General features: G+C 59.0%; 14 protein-coding genes. 6 read left to right on the top strand and 8 right to left on the bottom strand.

The genetic code is table 11. The features are described 5' to 3' along the window. Positions 1 to 222 precede the first annotated feature (222 nt). The 6 genes from moaA to H2Z84_RS00135 all read left to right on the top strand — a co-directional run bounded on the left by moaA (position 223) and on the right by H2Z84_RS00135 (position 7975). Entirely contained in the window at positions 223 to 1197 is a 975-nt protein-coding gene (moaA, locus tag H2Z84_RS00160; protein WP_181834285.1) for a GTP 3',8-cyclase MoaA, read from the top strand. Between the two features lie 97 nt (positions 1198 to 1294). After that, positions 1295 to 2476, top strand: a complete 1182-nt coding sequence (locus H2Z84_RS00155) for a cell division protein ZipA C-terminal FtsZ-binding domain-containing protein (protein WP_103522793.1) — start codon at positions 1295 to 1297, stop codon at positions 2474 to 2476. A 55-nt stretch (positions 2477 to 2531) separates the two neighbouring features. Beyond that, complete coding sequence (gene ligA / locus H2Z84_RS00150; protein ID WP_181834176.1) at positions 2532 to 4967, top strand: NAD-dependent DNA ligase LigA; 2436 nt, start codon at positions 2532 to 2534, stop codon at positions 4965 to 4967. Between the two features lie 9 nt (positions 4968 to 4976). After that, the gene (locus H2Z84_RS00145) at positions 4977 to 6416 is read left to right on the top strand and encodes a tetratricopeptide repeat-containing glycosyltransferase family protein (RefSeq protein WP_181834175.1); all 1440 of its coding nucleotides are present in this window, start codon (positions 4977 to 4979) and stop codon (positions 6414 to 6416) included. Between the two features lie 80 nt (positions 6417 to 6496). Further along, a complete protein-coding gene (gene galU, locus H2Z84_RS00140) occupies positions 6497 to 7366 on the top strand; it encodes a UTP--glucose-1-phosphate uridylyltransferase GalU (RefSeq protein WP_181834174.1) in 870 nt (289 codons plus the stop codon). A gap of 66 nt (positions 7367 to 7432) precedes the next feature. Further along, entirely contained in the window at positions 7433 to 7975 is a 543-nt protein-coding gene (locus tag H2Z84_RS00135) for a hypoxanthine-guanine phosphoribosyltransferase (RefSeq protein WP_103522797.1), read from the top strand. Between the two features lie 80 nt (positions 7976 to 8055). On the opposite strand, the gene H2Z84_RS00130 is transcribed toward H2Z84_RS00135, so the two are convergent. The 8 genes from H2Z84_RS00130 to H2Z84_RS00095 all read right to left on the bottom strand — a co-directional run bounded on the left by H2Z84_RS00130 (position 8056) and on the right by H2Z84_RS00095 (position 16331). After that, positions 8056 to 9522: an amidase gene (locus H2Z84_RS00130; protein ID WP_181834173.1), complete on the bottom strand. Its 1467-nt coding sequence runs from the start codon at positions 9520 to 9522 to the stop codon at positions 8056 to 8058. Continuing rightward, positions 9519 to 10850, bottom strand: coding sequence for an MFS transporter (locus H2Z84_RS00125; RefSeq protein ID WP_181834172.1), 1332 nt, complete (start codon positions 10848 to 10850; stop codon positions 9519 to 9521). Before H2Z84_RS00125 ends, H2Z84_RS00130 begins: the two co-directional genes overlap by 4 nt. 335 nt (positions 10851 to 11185) lie before the next feature. Continuing rightward, entirely contained in the window at positions 11186 to 11539 is a 354-nt protein-coding gene (locus H2Z84_RS00120; RefSeq protein ID WP_181834171.1) for a DUF2834 domain-containing protein, read from the bottom strand. Between the two features lie 353 nt (positions 11540 to 11892). Beyond that, on the bottom strand, positions 11893 to 12840 hold the full coding sequence (gene ylqF, locus H2Z84_RS00115) for a ribosome biogenesis GTPase YlqF (RefSeq protein ID WP_181834170.1): 948 nt from the start codon (positions 12838 to 12840) through the stop codon (positions 11893 to 11895). A gap of 4 nt (positions 12841 to 12844) precedes the next feature. Further along, entirely contained in the window at positions 12845 to 13057 is a 213-nt protein-coding gene (locus H2Z84_RS00110) for a DUF3820 family protein (protein ID WP_059285267.1), read from the bottom strand. Positions 13058 to 13409: 352 nt separating this feature from the next. After that, positions 13410 to 13748 carry a DUF4870 family protein gene (locus H2Z84_RS00105; protein WP_181834169.1) on the bottom strand — a complete coding sequence of 113 codons (339 nt, stop codon included), beginning with the start codon at positions 13746 to 13748 and terminating at the stop codon, positions 13410 to 13412. Positions 13749 to 13770: 22 nt separating this feature from the next. Beyond that, entirely contained in the window at positions 13771 to 14382 is a 612-nt protein-coding gene (locus tag H2Z84_RS00100; protein WP_181834168.1) for a hypothetical protein, read from the bottom strand. A gap of 329 nt (positions 14383 to 14711) precedes the next feature. Further along, positions 14712 to 16331, bottom strand: coding sequence for an electron transfer flavoprotein-ubiquinone oxidoreductase (locus H2Z84_RS00095; RefSeq protein ID WP_181834284.1), 1620 nt, complete (start codon positions 16329 to 16331; stop codon positions 14712 to 14714). Positions 16332 to 16369: the final 38 nt, after the last annotated feature.

Raw genomic sequence — 16369 nt, 5'->3', positions numbered from 1 at the left:
CACACTAGAACTATACTGCAATTGATGTTGAGAAAAATCCACCTCTTTAACAGACAGAACCGTAGCAGAATGCCGACAAATCAAGACAAAGAGCAGTGGACCACGACAAACGACAATAATTCCTAACGCCTTTTACCCAACAACGTTTGGCGCTATTCTGATCAATATCAACCACCGCGGCAGCCCACCGTGATGACTTAACCTGGTCGCCCCATCATGAATATCCTGCAGGACCGCTTTGGACGCAGCATTGAATATCTCCGCTTGTCGGTAACGGATCGTTGCGACCTGCGCTGCAGCTACTGTATTCCCAAAGGCTTCAAGGACTTCGAAGAACCGGAAAACTGGCTCACCTTCGACGAAATCGAACGCGTGGTGGCAGCGTTTGCCAGCCTGGGTACGCGCCGGGTACGGCTGACCGGCGGCGAACCCTTGCTGCGGCGCGACCTGCCGCAACTGGCAGGTCGCCTGGCTGCCCTGCCGGGCCTGCAAGATCTGTCGCTCACCACCAACGCCACCCAGCTGGCGCGCCATGCTGACGCGCTGTCCCGCGCCGGCGTCAAACGTGTCAATGTCAGCTTGGATTCGCTGCGGCGTGAATGCGTCAATACCATCACCGGCCGCGACAGCCTGCCACAAGTCATGGCGGGCCTGGAGGCGGCCCGTGCCGCCGGCTTGTCTCCCATCAAGATCAATATGGTGGCCATGAAGGATGTCAACGAGGCGGACATCGAAGCCATGGTCGGTTTCTGCATCGCCAACGGTTTTGTACTGCGGCTGATCGAAGCCATGCCAATGGGCGACAGCGGGCGCAATACCGCCTATCTCGATTTGCAGCCGGTGCTGGAACAATTACGACAGCGTTTTGGTCTGTTGCCACAAAGCAGCGAAATGGGTGGCGGACCGGCACGTTACTGGCGCAGCGCGGATGGCGCATTCACGCTGGGGGTGATCACCCCCATTTCCCAGCATTTTTGTGCCACCTGCAACCGCGTCCGCCTGTCGGTCGACGGCACGCTGTATATGTGTCTGGGACAGGAGGAAAGTTTCGAACTGCGGCCCTTGCTGCGTAACGGGATCAGCGATGAAGGCTTACGCGCGGCCATCCGCCAGGCCATCGAGCTGAAGCCGGAACGGCACGAATTTCGCGAAAATCCGGGCAAACTCATCCGCATCATGTCGATGACTGGCGGTTAATGCGGCCAAAAGCAGCTAGTTTGTGCCGGCCATAGCCTGCAACAGCCCGCTTTCGTTATACTATTGGCAAATTATTCGCCTTAACGCGGACGGCCTAATGAGCGAATTGCAGATTGGTGTACTGATATTGGGCGTTGCAGTCATTGCCCTAGTGTTCGGATTCAATGTCTTTCAGGAGTGGCGCTTTCGCAAGAAAACCAGCCAGGCTTTCGCGCGCCCTCATGACGACGTCCTGCTGAATGTCCCTAAAAACAATGTCAGGGATGGCGTGCGTGCTGACCGCATGGAACCAGTGCTGGTCGACAGCGCCCACTTGCCAGCCGGCTACGACGATGAGCCATTCGAACCGGAAATCCCGGAAGACACCACCCTTACCCTGCCGCCGACAGTAGAGCGCCCGGCACCAATACCCGAGCCGATGCCGCAGCGCGAAGACGAAGAGTCCGGTCAGTTTGAATCGGCCGATCATCAGGCGCTGGTCGCCGCCCTGCTCGACCCCTCGCTCGATTTCATCGCTGAAGTCGTGTTCCACGAGCCGCACGAGCTGGCCGCCATGCCACGTTTCAACGTCGGCAAGCGCACCCACATCATTGGCCGCACCGAAAAAGGCTTGTGGAAACCAGCCGAAGCCGTGCCTGGCACCCGCTACAAGCAAATCAACATCGGCATGCAGATGGTGGATCGCAGCGGCTCGGTCACCGAACCGGAACTGGCTGGCTTCTGCCAGCAGGTGTCGCGCTTCGCCGAAGAACACGATGCCGCAGTCAGCTTTCCGCAGCGCCAGCAAAAACTGGTGGCAGCACGCGAACTGGATCGCTTCTGTGCCGACGTCGATGTGCTGATCGGCATCAATGTCGTCCCGCGTGAGGCCGTGGAAGGTAGCCGCCTGCGCAGCTTTGTCGAGGCCGGCGGCCTGCAACTGGAGCCGGATGGTGCTTTCCATTACCTGGCTGATTCCGGCAATACCCTATACTCGCTGATGGCAGCCGACCAGATGCCGTTTACCTTCCATACCCTGCTGGACAAGTCCTTCCCGGCGCTGACGCTACTGTTTGATGTACCGCGTGTCGCCGGTGGTGTGGAAGTATTCGACCGTGCCGTACTGTTTGCCAAGCAGCTGGCCGCCGAATTCGACGCGCAACTGGTGGATGACAACCGCCGCGTCTTGTCCGACGTCGGGCTGTCGCGTATCCGCGACCAGCTGGTACATATTTACAGCAGCATGGACGACCGCGGCATTGCGCCAGGCAGTGTCGCCGCACTCAGGCTGTTTGCCTGAATCCACAGCGCGCAGGCCGGCACATGCCGGCCTTTTTCCGTTTTGAGACTATCCGATGACCACCAACGACCTCGCCGCCCGCGCCCATGCCCTGCGCCAGCAGCTGACCCGCTATGGCCATGAATACTATGTGCTGGATGCTCCCAGCGTGCCGGATGCCGAGTACGACCGGCTGTTCCGCGAACTGCAAGCGCTGGAAAATGCCCATCCAGAACTGAAAACTGCCGACTCCCCCACCCTGCGCGTGGGCGGCATGCCGCTACCGGAATTCAGCCAGATCACCCACAGCGTACCCATGCTGTCGCTGGGCAATGCCTTTTCCGATATGCAGCAGGACGATTTTTCCCAGCGCCACGCCGAGCTGGTGCAATTTGACGAGCGCATCCGGCGCGAACTGGCCGAAGCCCCCATCCGCTATGCCACCGAACCCAAGTTTGACGGCCTGGCCATCAGCCTGCTTTACCGTGCTGGCGTACTGGTGCAAGCCGCTACGCGCGGCGATGGCATTAGCGGTGAAAACGTCACGGAGAATATCCGTACCATCCATGCGATTCCGCTCAAGCTGGAACTGGCACAGCCGCCCGCGCTGCTGGAAGTGCGTGGCGAAGTACTGATGCTCAAGCGCGACTTCGAGCGCCTGAATGCCGAACAACTGCAACGCGGCGACAAGCCGTTTGCCAACCCGCGCAATGCAGCAGCAGGCAGCCTGCGCCAGCTGGATTCGCGCATTACCGCACAACGGCGGCTGTCCTTCTACGCCTATGCCATCGCCCAGGTGGAGGGTGCCGACTGGCCACTGAGCCATGCCGGAGAAATGGATTGGCTGCAGCAGCTGGGTTTTCCGGTCGTCGAAGCCAGCCTGCGCCCTGTCGTCACTGGCGCGGATGGTCTGGCAGACTATTACGAAAGCGTGCTGCAGCGTCGCGCTGCCCTGCCCTTTGAGATTGACGGCGTGGTGTACAAGGTGAACAGCCGCGCCCAGCAAGAAGAACTGGGCTTCGTCTCGCGCGCACCGCGCTGGGCCATCGCCCACAAATTCCCCGCCGAAGAAGCGCTGACTCTGGTTGAGGCCATCGAAGAACAAGTAGGTCGCACCGGTGCCATCACCCCGGTGGCCCGCTTGCAGCCGGTATTCGTTGGTGGCGTTACCGTCACCAATGCCACCTTGCACAATGAAGACGAAGTGCTGCGCAAGGATGTGCGCGTAGGCGACACGGTGATCGTGCGCCGCGCCGGCGACGTGATTCCGGAGGTGGTCTCCGTGGTACTGGAGCGCCGCCCAATGCGCCCTGCCGCTGGCGGCGATTTGTTCAGCCAGGGCGAGGAAGCACAGTATCCAGCCTATCGCCTGCCCAGCCACTGCCCGGTATGTGGCAGCCATGTGGTACGCGAAGAAGGCGAAGCGATTGCCCGCTGCTCCGGCGGGCTCAGCTGCAAGGCACAACGCAGCCAGGCCATTCAGCACTTTGCCGGCCGCCGCATGATGGATATCGATGGTCTGGGTGAACGCTATATCGACAAGCTGGTGGAATATGGCTATGTCCATGGTGTGGCCGATCTTTACCGCCTGACGCTGGACGACTTACTGGAGATGAAGCGCCGGGCCGACGAAGACGAAGACGAAGGCATCACGCCGGAAACCGTCAAGGCCGGCAAGGTCGCCAGCAAATGGGCGGAAAATCTGTTGCAGGCCATCGCGGCCAGCAGCCAGCCACCACTGGCACGCCTGCTGTTTGCGCTGGGCATCCGCCATGTCGGCGAATCCACCGCCAAGACCCTGGCCGACTGGCTGGGCGCACTGGCGCTGATCCGCCGTACCCCAGCAGCCCTGTTTGCCGCCCTGCCGGATATTGGCGGTGTGGTAGCCCAGTCGCTGGCAGATTTCTTTGCCGAAGAAAACAACGAAGCGGCACTGGACGCGCTATTGCACTATGTCGCTCCGGCCGACGAGCATGCGCCTTCAGCCAAGCTGGCCGAGCGACTGGAGCCCGCAGTCCTGCTGGCGCGACTGAACATTCCGCGCCTGACCGAGGTACGCAGCCAGCAACTGGCAGCACAAATCAGCGGACTGGAACAACTGGCGCGCATGGAGCGCCGCCAGCTCTTGCTGCTGCAGTTGCCGGCCGAGGTCATCAATGCGCTGGCCGACTGGCTGGACGAGGCGGCCAATCGTAGCGCCCTGCAACAACTGGCTGAACTGCGCACGGAAATTCTCAACAGCCTGCCGCAAGACACCGTGGCAGCCCACCCGCTGTTTGATGGCAAAACCTTTGTCCTGACCGGCACCCTGCCCACCCTGTCACGGGATCAGGCCAAGGCACTGATCGAGGCAGCAGGTGGCAAGGTGGCTGGCAGCGTGTCGAAGAAAACCCATTTTGTGGTGGCCGGTGCCGATGCTGGCAGCAAGCTGGCCAAGGCTCAGGAACTGGGCGTGGCCGTACTGGATGAAGCCGCCCTGCAAGCCATGCTGCAGCAGACTGCGGGCGAATAAGGAACGATGATGAGCGAAACGGCATTCGAGCGCGGCAACCGTCTGGCGGCAGCCAATCAGCATGAACAGGCCATCGCCGCCTTCAGCGAATGTCTGCAGCGCAATCCCCAGGATTGGCAGGCCCTGTTCAACCGCGGCACGGCACAGATGCGGCTGAAGCACTATCCACTGGCGCTGGAAGACTATCTGGCTGCTGCCGCCCTCAACCCATCGTCCAGCAATATCAAATGCAATCTGGCCGTGCTGCTCAAGGAGCTAGGCGAGCTGGCTCTGGCGGAAAACCTGCTGCTCGAAGTACTACAGGCGGAACCTGAGCATGTCGATGCCTGGAGCAATCTGGGCGTGGTACTGCAATATGCCCTGCGCTATGACGATGCGGCTATCTGTCACCAGAATGCACTGCAACTGGCGGGTAGTAGTACGGGAAGACTGAACAATCTGGGCAATGCACTGACCTGCGCACTACGACTGGACGAGGCGGTCAGCGCCTACCAGCAGGGCATGGACTTGCAGGCCGACGATGCCTTCCTCGGCTTCAACCTGTCGGTGGCCCTGCTGCTGCAGGGCCGGTATCGTGAAGCCTGGCCGCTGTACGAACAACGCTGGGGCACCATCATGCAACCGCGCTACCGCGAACGGGCCTGGCAAGGCCAGGATCTGGGCCAGCAAAGCCTGCTGATATGGGCCGAACAGGGCCTGGGCGACACCCTGCAGATGGTACGTTTCCTGCCCGAGTTGCAGCGCCGCCATCCCGAGGCCCGGCTGATCCTCGCCTGCCAGAATGCCTGCCTGCGGCTATTTGCCCAATTACCCGGCATTGAACTGGTGCCACTCGAGGACACACCTCCAGCACATGACTTGCAATTACCGCTGATGTCGCTACCGCTGCTGCTGGATGTCACGCTGGAGACCCTGTCTGATCAGCCTTATTTGCAAGCTGACGCGGCACTGGCGGCCAGCTGGGATGCCAAGCTGCCAGCACGCCAAAGAGGCCGGCTGCGCATCGGCATTGTCTGGGAAACTGGCAGCTGGGGCGTAGGCATTGCCGACCATGGCCGGCAAAACAAATCAGTGCCGCTGACTGATTTCCTGCCGCTGCTGGACGATATGGCCGCTGACTTTGTCTCGCTACAACTGGGCGAGCTACCTGCCGTGCTGCAAAACAAGGTATTTGCCCCAAGTATTGGCGATTTTGCCGATACCGCAGCCATCATCAGCCAGCTGGACCTGGTGATCAGTGTGGATACCTCGGTCGTCCATCTGGCGGGTGCACTGGGCAAACCGGTATGGGTATTGATGCGGGCGGAAAGCGCCCCCTTCTTCATGGCCCAGGGAGAAACTTCGCCCTGGTATGCCAGCATGCATATCTGGCGGCAGGCCACCCCTGGTGATTGGCCACCCCTGATCGCTAGCGTGGCAAAAACGCTGCGGCAATGGCCCCAGGATTGAGTTGTTGTTTGGTGCGGCGCGCAAGACAGGATAGAATGCGCGCCAGTCAGAAATATTTTCAATTGAAGACTTCTACGACGATGAAAAAAATCAGCAAGGCGGTATTCCCGGTAGCCGGACTCGGTACGCGATTTTTGCCCGCCACCAAGGCTAGCCCGAAAGAAATGCTGCCAGTAGTGGACAAACCCCTGATCCAGTACGCCGTGGAAGAAGCGATTGCCGCTGGCATCACCGAGCTGATTTTCATTACCGGCCGTAACAAGCGTTCCATCGAAGACCACTTCGACAAGGCCTACGAGCTGGAAACCGAGCTGGAAAACAAGAACAAGCAGAAGCTGCTGGACACCGTGCGCGGCATCATTCCGCCCTCGGTCAGCTGCATCTATATTCGCCAGACCGAAGCGCTGGGTCTGGGACATGCCGTATTGTGTGCCCGCCCGGTGGTGGGTAATGAGCCTTTTGCCGTCATTCTGGCCGATGACCTGATCGATGGCGAGCCGGGGGCGATGGAGCAGATGGTCAGCTTGTTTGATACCACGCACAGCTCGATTCTGGGGGTGGAAACCGTGGCGCGCGAGGAAACCGGCTCCTACGGGATTGTCGAAACCGGCAGCAACGCCCAGGGCCTGCAGCAAGTATTGAGCATTGTGGAAAAGCCGCACCCGGATGTGGCGCCGTCCAATCTGGCCGTGGTGGGGCGTTATATTCTCACCCCGCGCATTTTCGACAAGCTGCTCAACACCAAGCCGGGGGCAGGTGGTGAAATCCAACTGACCGACGGCATCGCCGCCTTGCTGAAAGAAGAGGCGGTACTGGCCTTGCCATTCAAGGGAACCCGCTACGATTGCGGCGCCAAACTGGGCTATCTTAAAGCTACCGTCAGCTATGGTTTGAAGCACCACGAAGTGGCCAAGGAATTTTCGCAGTTTCTGCAAAACCTGCAGAACTGATCTACCAATTTTCCATTACGCCGCTCTGTAGACGGAGCGGCGTTTGTATTTTCTCAAGGAGTCAACATGCCCAACATTGCCGAAGCTCGCGGTCTGATCAATAGCTCGGACATTCTGTTCACCGCAGAAGAGGTGAGCGCTGCCGTCGATCGCATGGCAGTGGAGATCACCGAAAAACTGGGTGAAACCTATCCGCTGGTGCTGTCCGTCATGGGTGGTGCCGTGGTGTTTACCGGCCAGTTGCTGCCGCGTCTGAATTTCCCGCTGGATTTCGACTACGTCCATGTATCCCGTTATGGCGACAAGACCCATGGCGGCGAACTGGTATGGAAACAAGCCCCCAAGGAAGATGTACGCGATCGCGTGGTACTGGTACTGGATGACATCCTGGACGAAGGTCATACCATGGCCGCCATCCGCGACAAAGTCATGGGCATGGGCGCCAAGGAATTCTACAGCGGCGTGTTTGCCAACAAGCTGATCTCCAAGGCAAAACCGATCGCTTGTGACTTTGTTGGTCTGGATGTACCCGACCGTTATGTATTCGGTTACGGCATGGACGTGCGCGGTGCCTGGCGCAATCTGCCGGCCATTCACGCCCTGAAGTAAGCCGCCAGCTGCTGGCAGGCAAAAGAAACCGCGAGTGGCCCAGCCCCTCGCGGTTTTTCATGGACCAACACCCACCCAGACTAGCGGGCTGTCGCCTGCAACAGCTCAGGCAGGATGCTCTGCACCCAACGCCGCTGCCCATCGTAAGCATGGGCCAGCTGCAATACTTCGATATCTGCCCGTGGCCGTCCGATGATTTGCAAACCCATCGGCAAACCATTGCTGCCAAAGCCAGCCGGCACATTCATCACCGGCAAGCCGGCCATGGTCGGCCCGATCACCACCTCCATCCAGCGGTGATAGCTACTCATGACGCGGCCCCCCACCATGCGCGGCCAGTGCTGTTCCAGGGCAAAGGGATAAACCTGGGCGCTGGGCAATAGCAGAAAATCGAATCGCTCGAATAGCTGCAACACGGCACGATACCAGTCGCTGCGTATGCGCGATGCACGGTAGACATCCAGCGCAGTCAGTTGCAGACCACCCTCGATCTCCCACTGTAATTCAGGCTTGAGCTGCTGGCGACGCAGCGGATCCTGATAATCCGCCAGCAGGCTACCTGCCATCAGCCAGTGGCGATGGACCTCCCAGCTTTCCCACAGTAAGGACGGATCGAAATTCACCGTGCACGCCTCCAGCTGGCAGCCCAGAGCAGCAAAATCGGGTAAGGCCTGCTCACACTGCTGCAGCACCCCCTGCTCCATAGGCAGATAGCCATTCCAGTCGCCTAGCCAGCCCAGTCGCCAGCCACTGACATCACGCTGCAGCGACTGCTCCAGCCCGGCAATGGCACCATGTGCAAGTGGCGCCCGGGTATCCGCACCGGCCTGAGTGCGCAATAGCGCCAAAATATCCGGCACGGTACGCCCCATCGGCCCTTCGGTCGCCAGTTGCTGCAAGAACAGCTCCGGGCTTGGCCCCAGTGGCACCGCTCCCCAACTGGGGCGAAAGCCGAATACATTGTTGAATGCCGCCGGATTACGCAGCGAACCCATCATGTCGCTGCCATCGGCCACCGGCAGCATACGCAAAGCCAGGGCGACGGCAGCCCCTCCCGAGCTACCACCAGCACACAACTCCGGCTGATAAGCATTGGCGGTGGCACCGAATACCGCGTTATAGGTATGCGAACCCGCACCGAATTCCGGGGTATTGCTCTTGCCAATGAAGATGGCCCCCGCCTTGCGCATGCGCTCCACCATGATGCCGTCACTGGCAGGCTGATGCTGGCGATACAGGCTTGAGCCCATGGTCGTCGGGATGTCACGCGTGGCAGAAAGATCCTTGATGGCCTGCGGTATGCCATGTAACCAGCCACGAGATTCGCCATGGGCTAATTCAGCATCACATTGCGCAGCTTGCCGCAGCAACAAAGCTTCATCCTGCAGCGACACCAGCGCATTAACCTGGTGGTTCACTCGGTCGATGTGCTGCAGATAGCTGCGCATCACCTCGACACAAGACAGCTTCCGCTGGTGAATTGCCTGCGACAGGGGAAGCGCATCCAGCGCCACAATCGGATCAAGACCAGTATTAGGCGTATTCATGACGGCTCCCCGGAGGCTGCGTTGGAAGTGGCAAGTGATGCCGACACGATTGCGGCGGTCTCAGGACGGCCTCGCGGCAGAAAATAGCAAGCGATCACGCCCAATGCGGTGGAGAGCAAGAGATAGTAAACCGGTGCAATCGGCGAACCCGTACTACCGGCCAGCCAGGTGACGATAAAGGGCGCGAAGCCTCCAAAAATCATCACCGCCAGATTGTAGCCAATGGAAACGCCGGTGGAACGCACCCGTACCGGGAACAGCTCAGACACCGCCGTTGGAGCCGGTCCGAAAGCCAGCCCCAGCAGAGTACAGAACAATAGCTGAACCACCAGCAGCCGGCCCATGCTCGGGGCATCGGCCAGCCAGGCAAAGCCGGGGTAAACCATCAGCAAGAAAATGAAATAGGGCCATAACAGCAAGGGCCGTCGGCCTATCCGGTCGGACCATGCCCCGGAGAAGGGAATCAGGACGGTCATCCATGCCACGGCCAGCATCTGGATAGCAAAGGCCTGATCCAGCGGCAAGCCGAACTGGCGATGCACATAGCCCGGCATATTCACCAGCAGGACATAAAAACCTGCCGTACCGGGAATGGTCAGGCCGATGGTCAACAGGATATTGCGCCGGTTTTGTTGCAGCTGCCCACCCAGACCGGGGGCCGTCGCCTGCGGCTGACTGGCTTCGAGAAAGGCCTCTGTTTCGTCCATGTGACGGCGCACCCACCAGCCCACCGGGGCAATCAGCAAACCAATCAGAAAGGGAATCCGCCAGCCCCAGCTTTCCAGTTGCCCCTGATCCAGATTATGCGTGATCAGCGCGCCCATGCCGGCACCGCCCAGAATGGCCAGCATCTGCCCCACCAGTTGCCAGGAGCCATACAGGCCGCGCTGGTCAGCGGGTGCGGCCTCCACTAGAAAGGCCGTGGCACTGGCATATTCGCCACCAGTTGCAAAACCTTGCAGCAGGCGCGCCAGCACGATCAGCAGCGGAGCAGCCACCCCGATAGCCGCATAGGGTGGCGCGCAGGCAATCAGCAAGGACACCAGGGCCATAATGGCCATGATCAATTGCATGGCTGCCTTGCGCCCCTTACGGTCGGCATAGATGCCCAGCAGCACCCCCCCCACAGGCCGCATGAAAAACCCAACGCCAAAAGTAGCCGTTGCCATCAGCAGAGAAATGAATTCATTGCCGTCTGCCGGGAAAAACAGCTTGGAAATAATGCTGGTCATGAAGCCGTAGACGATGAAGTCGTACCATTCCAGCGTATTGCCAACGACTGCAGCAATAATCTGCCGCCGCCGGGAAATTGATTTATTAGTCGTCATGCCCTGCCACCTCTAGCCGCCAGATAGGATTGCCCAACCGTTCCGCGAGCAACACAACGGGCTTGCCATGCGGACGAAACAGAGGAGCAAGGTAGGGCCGTGGACATGCGGCAGCTACTGTCCGCTATGGCAGTACGCTGGCATAGCGATCCGCACAATCCACACCACAGCGGGCGGGCAGGCTGCAAACAAAGAATGAGTAAAGTGGGAAAACCAGACCATTGGACATGACGCGGCCATGGTCAACAGCAGTCCAGAATCAGGCGACTGATTGATGACAGGCAGGTTTGCAGCCAGCAAGCTTGCGCTGTAAATACCGAAGCACCAACGCCGCCTCAGGGCTTGGTAGAGCAGGTCTTAATTTTTGCCAGTTCTCGAAACGCCAAGTACAAGGGGAAGGCTACCGCCAAGCCAATCGAAAAACAGACAAGGATATAAACCCATGGCCACTTAAGCTGTGATTGCCGTGAATCACTGATAACCCAAGCGGAAAATACAATGGCTGACAGATAGACATCAATGGTGATGGCTGTAGTGAGAGAATTGGCGAAGGCAGCCACAAAGAATTCGCTTGGCACCAGACCACCCCCTTGCATCAGGTACTGCAAGTTGTAGTACCAGGTAATGACAAAACCAAGGATGGCGAGAACAAAGAATGCCAGGACAGTATGATCTTGCTTCAAGCTCATGACACACCTCCGGCAGGGATGGGCGAATGTCTGGTTGAGAGAGGACAGTGCACCGCAAAGTAGCAGTTTGGTGAACTATCGGCCTCCTGTGGAATCTCGTCGGAAGCCAAACTGTCGAGCAAGGTAAAGAGAAGAGGACAGTCACGCTACTGTCCATTTAGTGGGCAGACCCACATTTTCTGGCCGAAGTATTTCAGTCAAAAGCATAATATATGCCACCATGACGCCGCTCTAGACAAGACTAGCGCACAAGCATGTACTGGTGATCATGAACTTCAGAACAAACATCGAAACAGGATGGCGCAATGCTCTTGGCTGCATTCTGCGCGATCCTGTTATCGACAAAACCGATATCAATCTTGTGAGCCGCGCGAAGCGTGCTTGCGCTTGTCCTTTTCGCTCATCATGGCTTCGCGGGCAGCCGCTTTCTGTGCGGCCAGTTCCTTGGCGCGCTTTTCCCAGACTACCCATTCCTGCGGGCGCTCCAGGGTGATGCGGCCGGTATTGCCATCGCGGAAATCGGTGAGCACGATTTCAGCAGCTTTCTGGATGTTGACGCGACCACCACCCAGCATGGCACCACGCTTGCGGCCTATCATTTCCAGTACCTGCCAGTCTTGCAGGCCGTCTACCTCGTCCAGGCGATAGCGGGCAGTCAGTTGTGGCACGTAGTGTTGCAGCAGGTATTTGAGCAGCTCCAGCGAGACTTCTTCCTCATCCATGGCATTGCGGCCAACGGCACCGCTGGCGGCCAGATTATAGCCCCCCTCTTCCACTTCGATCTTGGGCCACAGCATGCCGGGCGTATCGTATAGCTCAACATCATCGTCCAGGATGATACGCTGCTCGTTCTTGGTCACCCCCGGCATATTGCCGGTCTTGGCGATCTTGCGGCTGCTCATGCTGTTGATCAGCGTGGACTTGCCCACGTTGGGGATACCACAGATCAGCACCCGCAACGGCTTGTCCAGACCGCCGCGATTGGGGGCCAGTTCGCGGCAGGCAGCTACCAGCTTTTGCGATGGCGCACGCTCTCCGGCATCCAGGCCAATGGCCTGGGTCTGCTTTTTGGCGCGATACCAGTCCAGCCACTGCGTGGTGATGGCCGGATCGGCCAGATCCTGCTTGTTGAGGATCATCAGGCGCGGCTTGCCTTTGGCCATGCGCGCCAGCATCGGATTGGCGCTGGACGCCGGCAAGCGCGCATCCAGCATTTCGATGACCACATCGATGTCTTTCAGGCGCTCCATCACATCTTTGCGCGCCTTGTTCATGTGGCCGGGAAACCATTGAATTGCCATGCTTTTAACGCTTTCTTAACGGGTCCAGTAAATAGCTCAGTCCATTGTGGTCGATCTCTTGCATCAATTGCAGCAGACGGCCAATTTCGCTCTTCGGAAAACCCTCGCGAGCAAACCAGTTGAGATAGTTGCCGGGCAAATCGCAAAGCAGGGTGCCCTGGTGTTTGCCAAAAGGCATGGTCGTGCTGACCAGCCGTTGCAGATCTTCTTGTTGCATGATTTCACATCGGACTGAAGGTTGCGCATTGTGCCAAAGCCGGAGCCATTACGCCACAGCCTTGTTTTGTCGGGCTTTTGTTCTGCCGTGGTAGAACTTGACCTACGACAAGTGACGTTGTCATTTTGCTATCAGCCAAGACCGCCCGGAGCTAGCATGGTTGCGCTTCGTCTGGGGTGACAATCCGCCTTGCACACCAGCCAGACCTAGTCAGTTTAGTGATAGCGACGTAGGCCCTACAGCACAAAAACCGTGTCAGCACACGGTTTTTCATTGGGACGGATGACAATCCGGCAACCGGCTCAGGGCCTTTTGGGGCAGCCGGCAATGGTTGCCCGTCTTTTTTCCTGCCTTACAGCGGCAGCCCCTTGCCATCATTGAAAGCCAGAAAACCGCGCAGCACACGGTACAAGCACCACAGCCAGGTCAGGCCCAGAATGGCAAAGCCGACCAGTATCCATACCAGGGCATAGCCCAGCACAGTGCCGAGCAGCCCTACCCAGAAGGTCTTGATCTGCCAGCGGAAATGGCTTTCATACCAGCTACCACGGCTATCATCCAGCTTGAGATAGTTAATGATCACGCCGACCAGCATGGGTACGCCGGTAAACAGGCTCAAGCCCTGCAGGATATACACCACCAGGGTCAGATTATTCAGTTTGCGCTCATCATCACGCGTTTGTAGTTGCATCGTCTTTCCGCTTATCGATGTATTAGCCGCGGCGCGCAGCCTGCAGGCCGTGCCAGAAGGGTTGCAGCCGCTGACGACATTGCTGCGCCACCAGACGCGAGGCCATCAGCATGGATTGCATGCCATGCACCGTGCCCACCATGCCGCTCTGCCGCTGTCGGCTCCAGCCGCGCAGTACACCGGGCTCGGCCTCAGGCGCGGTCAGCAGCACCGGGGCTGCCGGCGACAGTTTAAGCTGCAACTGTTCCGACAGCAGCTTGAGACGGCGGTTCGCCTCGTCCAGCTGCGTCAGTTCGGGCAGGGTAACGGCAACATGGCTGAGTTCGAGCACAACAATACGGGCCGCCAGCCAGTCTGTCGCATCGGTAAAACGTTCGGGCGAACAGCGGTGATGCTGGCGCGTGGAAGCCAGCAACATGGCAAAGGCACGAATGTCCGGCAGCAGGGATTCCAGCAGCGGTGTGGCCGCTGTCTGGTCTTGCTGCAGGTAGCGATACAGGTGGTCCGCTTGCGGTGCGACAGCATTGGCCAAGGCCTCGCCATCGGTCAACAGGGTAAGGGACCATGCGGCACCGTCCAGCGCCAGACTGGCGCTTTCTCGGGCTATCTGCCTTGCATCACTGACTTCATTCATGACCTGCATCTCCAGTCGGGCTTGCCTGGGTGGGTCCGGAGCTGATTTGTCTGCTGAAAAAACAAATGCCGCCGGATTGACCGCGGCGGCATTTATCGGGTTTGTTCGTTCTCTTGTACTTTTTCTTAGTCCAGAGACGCCCCTTGGAGCCGCCGTGAGCTGCGGTACCAATAAAAATAGGCGTTAAAGACTGCGGAGAAAGTAATCATGTTGACCATCCTGCCAACAAGGCCTGCTACCTGTCAAGGCAGACAGGTAAAAAACATTGCATTGCACAAAAAAGCCCGGCTGTATGCCGGGCTTTTGCAACAAGCAGCGACAAGGGCCGCTTACATATTGGGATAGTTGGGACCACCACCGCCTTCCGGCGTGCACCAGTTGATGTTCTGGCTGGGGTCCTTGATATCACAGGTTTTGCAGTGCACACAGTTCTGTGCGTTGATCTGCAGGCGCGGGCTGCCTTCTTCCTGACCGACAATTTCATACACGCCGGCCGGGCAATAGCGCTGCTCCGGGGCATCGTACTTGGCCAGATTGAAGCTGATCGGCACCGCAGCGTCCTTCAGCTTCAAGTGCGGCGGCTGGTCTTCGCTGTGGTTGGTGTTGGAGATGAACACCGAGGACAGGCGGTCGAAGGTCAGCACCCCGTCCGGCTTCGGATAGTCGATACGGCTGCACTGGCTGGCGGGCAGCAGTGTTTCGTGGTCGGCATGCTTGTGTCGCAGCGTCCACGGTGCCTTGCCACGGAACAGGAAGGTGTCGATGGCCGAATAGATCATCGCCGGCCACAGCCCCCAGCGGAAGGACGGGCGAATATTGCGCACCTGGTGCAGCTCTTCACGCAGCCAGCTTTGCTTGAAGCTGGCGGAATAGCCAACGGCTTCCTGTCCCTGTACTTCCGGATTGGCCTGCAGCAGCTCGAATACCGCATCGGCAGCCAGCATGGCCGACTTCATCGCGGTATGGGTACCCTTGATCTTCGGCACATTGAGGAAGCCGGCAGTATCACCGATCAGCGCGCCACCCGGGAAGGTGAGTTTGGGCAGACTCTGGATGCCGCCTTCGGACAGGGCACGCGCGCCATAGGACAGGCGACGGCCGCCTTCAAACACGCCCTTGATAGCCGGGTGGGTCTTGAAGCGCTGGAACTCTTCGAACGGCGACAGATAGGGGTTGGTGTAATCCAGACCCACCACATAGCCCACCACCACCTGGTTGTCTTCCAGGTGATACATGAAAGAACCACCGTAAGTGGCGGTGTCCACCGGCCAGCCCACGGTATGGGTAATGGTGCCCGGCTTGTGGTGCTCCGGCTTCACTTCCCACAGTTCCTTGATGCCGATGCCATAGGTTTGCGGGTCGGCACCATCACGCAGCGCAAAGCGTTCGAACAGCATCTTGGTGAGCGAACCGCGACAGCCTTCGGCAAACAGGGTTTGCTTGGCCCACAGCTCCATGCCGGGCTCGCCCGGCTCATCACCATTCTTGCCGGTGCCCATGGCACCGGTGGCCACGCCCTTGACCGAGCCGTCGGCGTGATAAAGCACTTCGGCAGCGGCAAAGCCAGGGTAGATTTCCACGCCCAGCGCTTCGGCCTGCTCACCCAGCCAGCGGCAGAAATTGCCCAGGCTGACAATGTAGTTGCCGTGATTGTGCATCTGCGGCGGGGTGGGCAGCTGGATGGATTCGGTTTCCGTCAGGTAGAGGAAACGGTCGGACAGTGCCGGGGTATTGAGCGGCGCGCCCTTTTCTTTCCAGTCCGGTATCAGCTCAGCCAGTGCACCGGTTTCAATCACGGCACCCGACAGGATATGAGCGCCGATTTCCGAGCCCTTTTCCAGCAGACAGACACTGATTTCCTGGCCCTTGGCCTCGGCCACTTGTTTCAGGCGAATCGCGGCAGACAGCCCGGCAGGGCCGCCACCGACGATTACTACGTCGTATTCCATATAATCGCGTTGCACCACATCTCCTTTGCGCCCGGTGG

The sequence above is a fragment of the Aquitalea aquatica genome, assembly GCF_013911085.1.
GTDB classification, from domain to species: Bacteria; Pseudomonadota; Gammaproteobacteria; order Burkholderiales; family Chromobacteriaceae; genus Aquitalea; species Aquitalea aquatica.
Note: the sequence above shows the minus strand (reverse complement) of the source record. Positions and strands in the feature narration are given on the sequence as shown.

Excerpts from the sequence above, each read along its gene's own strand:
- H2Z84_RS00155 (WP_103522793.1), top strand. The coding sequence starts at position 1,295 with ATGAGCGAATTGCAGATTGGTGTACTGATATTGGGCGTTGCAGTCATT.
- ligA (WP_181834176.1), top strand. The coding sequence starts at position 2,532 with ATGACCACCAACGACCTCGCCGCCCGCGCCCATGCCCTGCGCCAGCAG.
- H2Z84_RS00145 (WP_181834175.1), top strand. The coding sequence starts at position 4,977 with ATGAGCGAAACGGCATTCGAGCGCGGCAACCGTCTGGCGGCAGCCAAT.
- galU (WP_181834174.1), top strand. The coding sequence starts at position 6,497 with ATGAAAAAAATCAGCAAGGCGGTATTCCCGGTAGCCGGACTCGGTACG.
- H2Z84_RS00135 (WP_103522797.1), top strand. The coding sequence starts at position 7,433 with ATGCCCAACATTGCCGAAGCTCGCGGTCTGATCAATAGCTCGGACATT.
- H2Z84_RS00130 (WP_181834173.1), bottom strand. The coding sequence starts at position 9,522 with ATGAATACGCCTAATACTGGTCTTGATCCGATTGTGGCGCTGGATGCG.
- H2Z84_RS00125 (WP_181834172.1), bottom strand. The coding sequence starts at position 10,850 with ATGACGACTAATAAATCAATTTCCCGGCGGCGGCAGATTATTGCTGCA.
- H2Z84_RS00120 (WP_181834171.1), bottom strand. The coding sequence starts at position 11,539 with ATGAGCTTGAAGCAAGATCATACTGTCCTGGCATTCTTTGTTCTCGCC.
- ylqF (WP_181834170.1), bottom strand. The coding sequence starts at position 12,840 with ATGGCAATTCAATGGTTTCCCGGCCACATGAACAAGGCGCGCAAAGAT.
- H2Z84_RS00110 (WP_059285267.1), bottom strand. The coding sequence starts at position 13,057 with ATGCAACAAGAAGATCTGCAACGGCTGGTCAGCACGACCATGCCTTTT.
- H2Z84_RS00105 (WP_181834169.1), bottom strand. The coding sequence starts at position 13,748 with ATGCAACTACAAACGCGTGATGATGAGCGCAAACTGAATAATCTGACC.
- H2Z84_RS00100 (WP_181834168.1), bottom strand. The coding sequence starts at position 14,382 with ATGAATGAAGTCAGTGATGCAAGGCAGATAGCCCGAGAAAGCGCCAGT.
- H2Z84_RS00095 (WP_181834284.1), bottom strand. The coding sequence starts at position 16,331 with ATGGAATACGACGTAGTAATCGTCGGTGGCGGCCCTGCCGGGCTGTCT.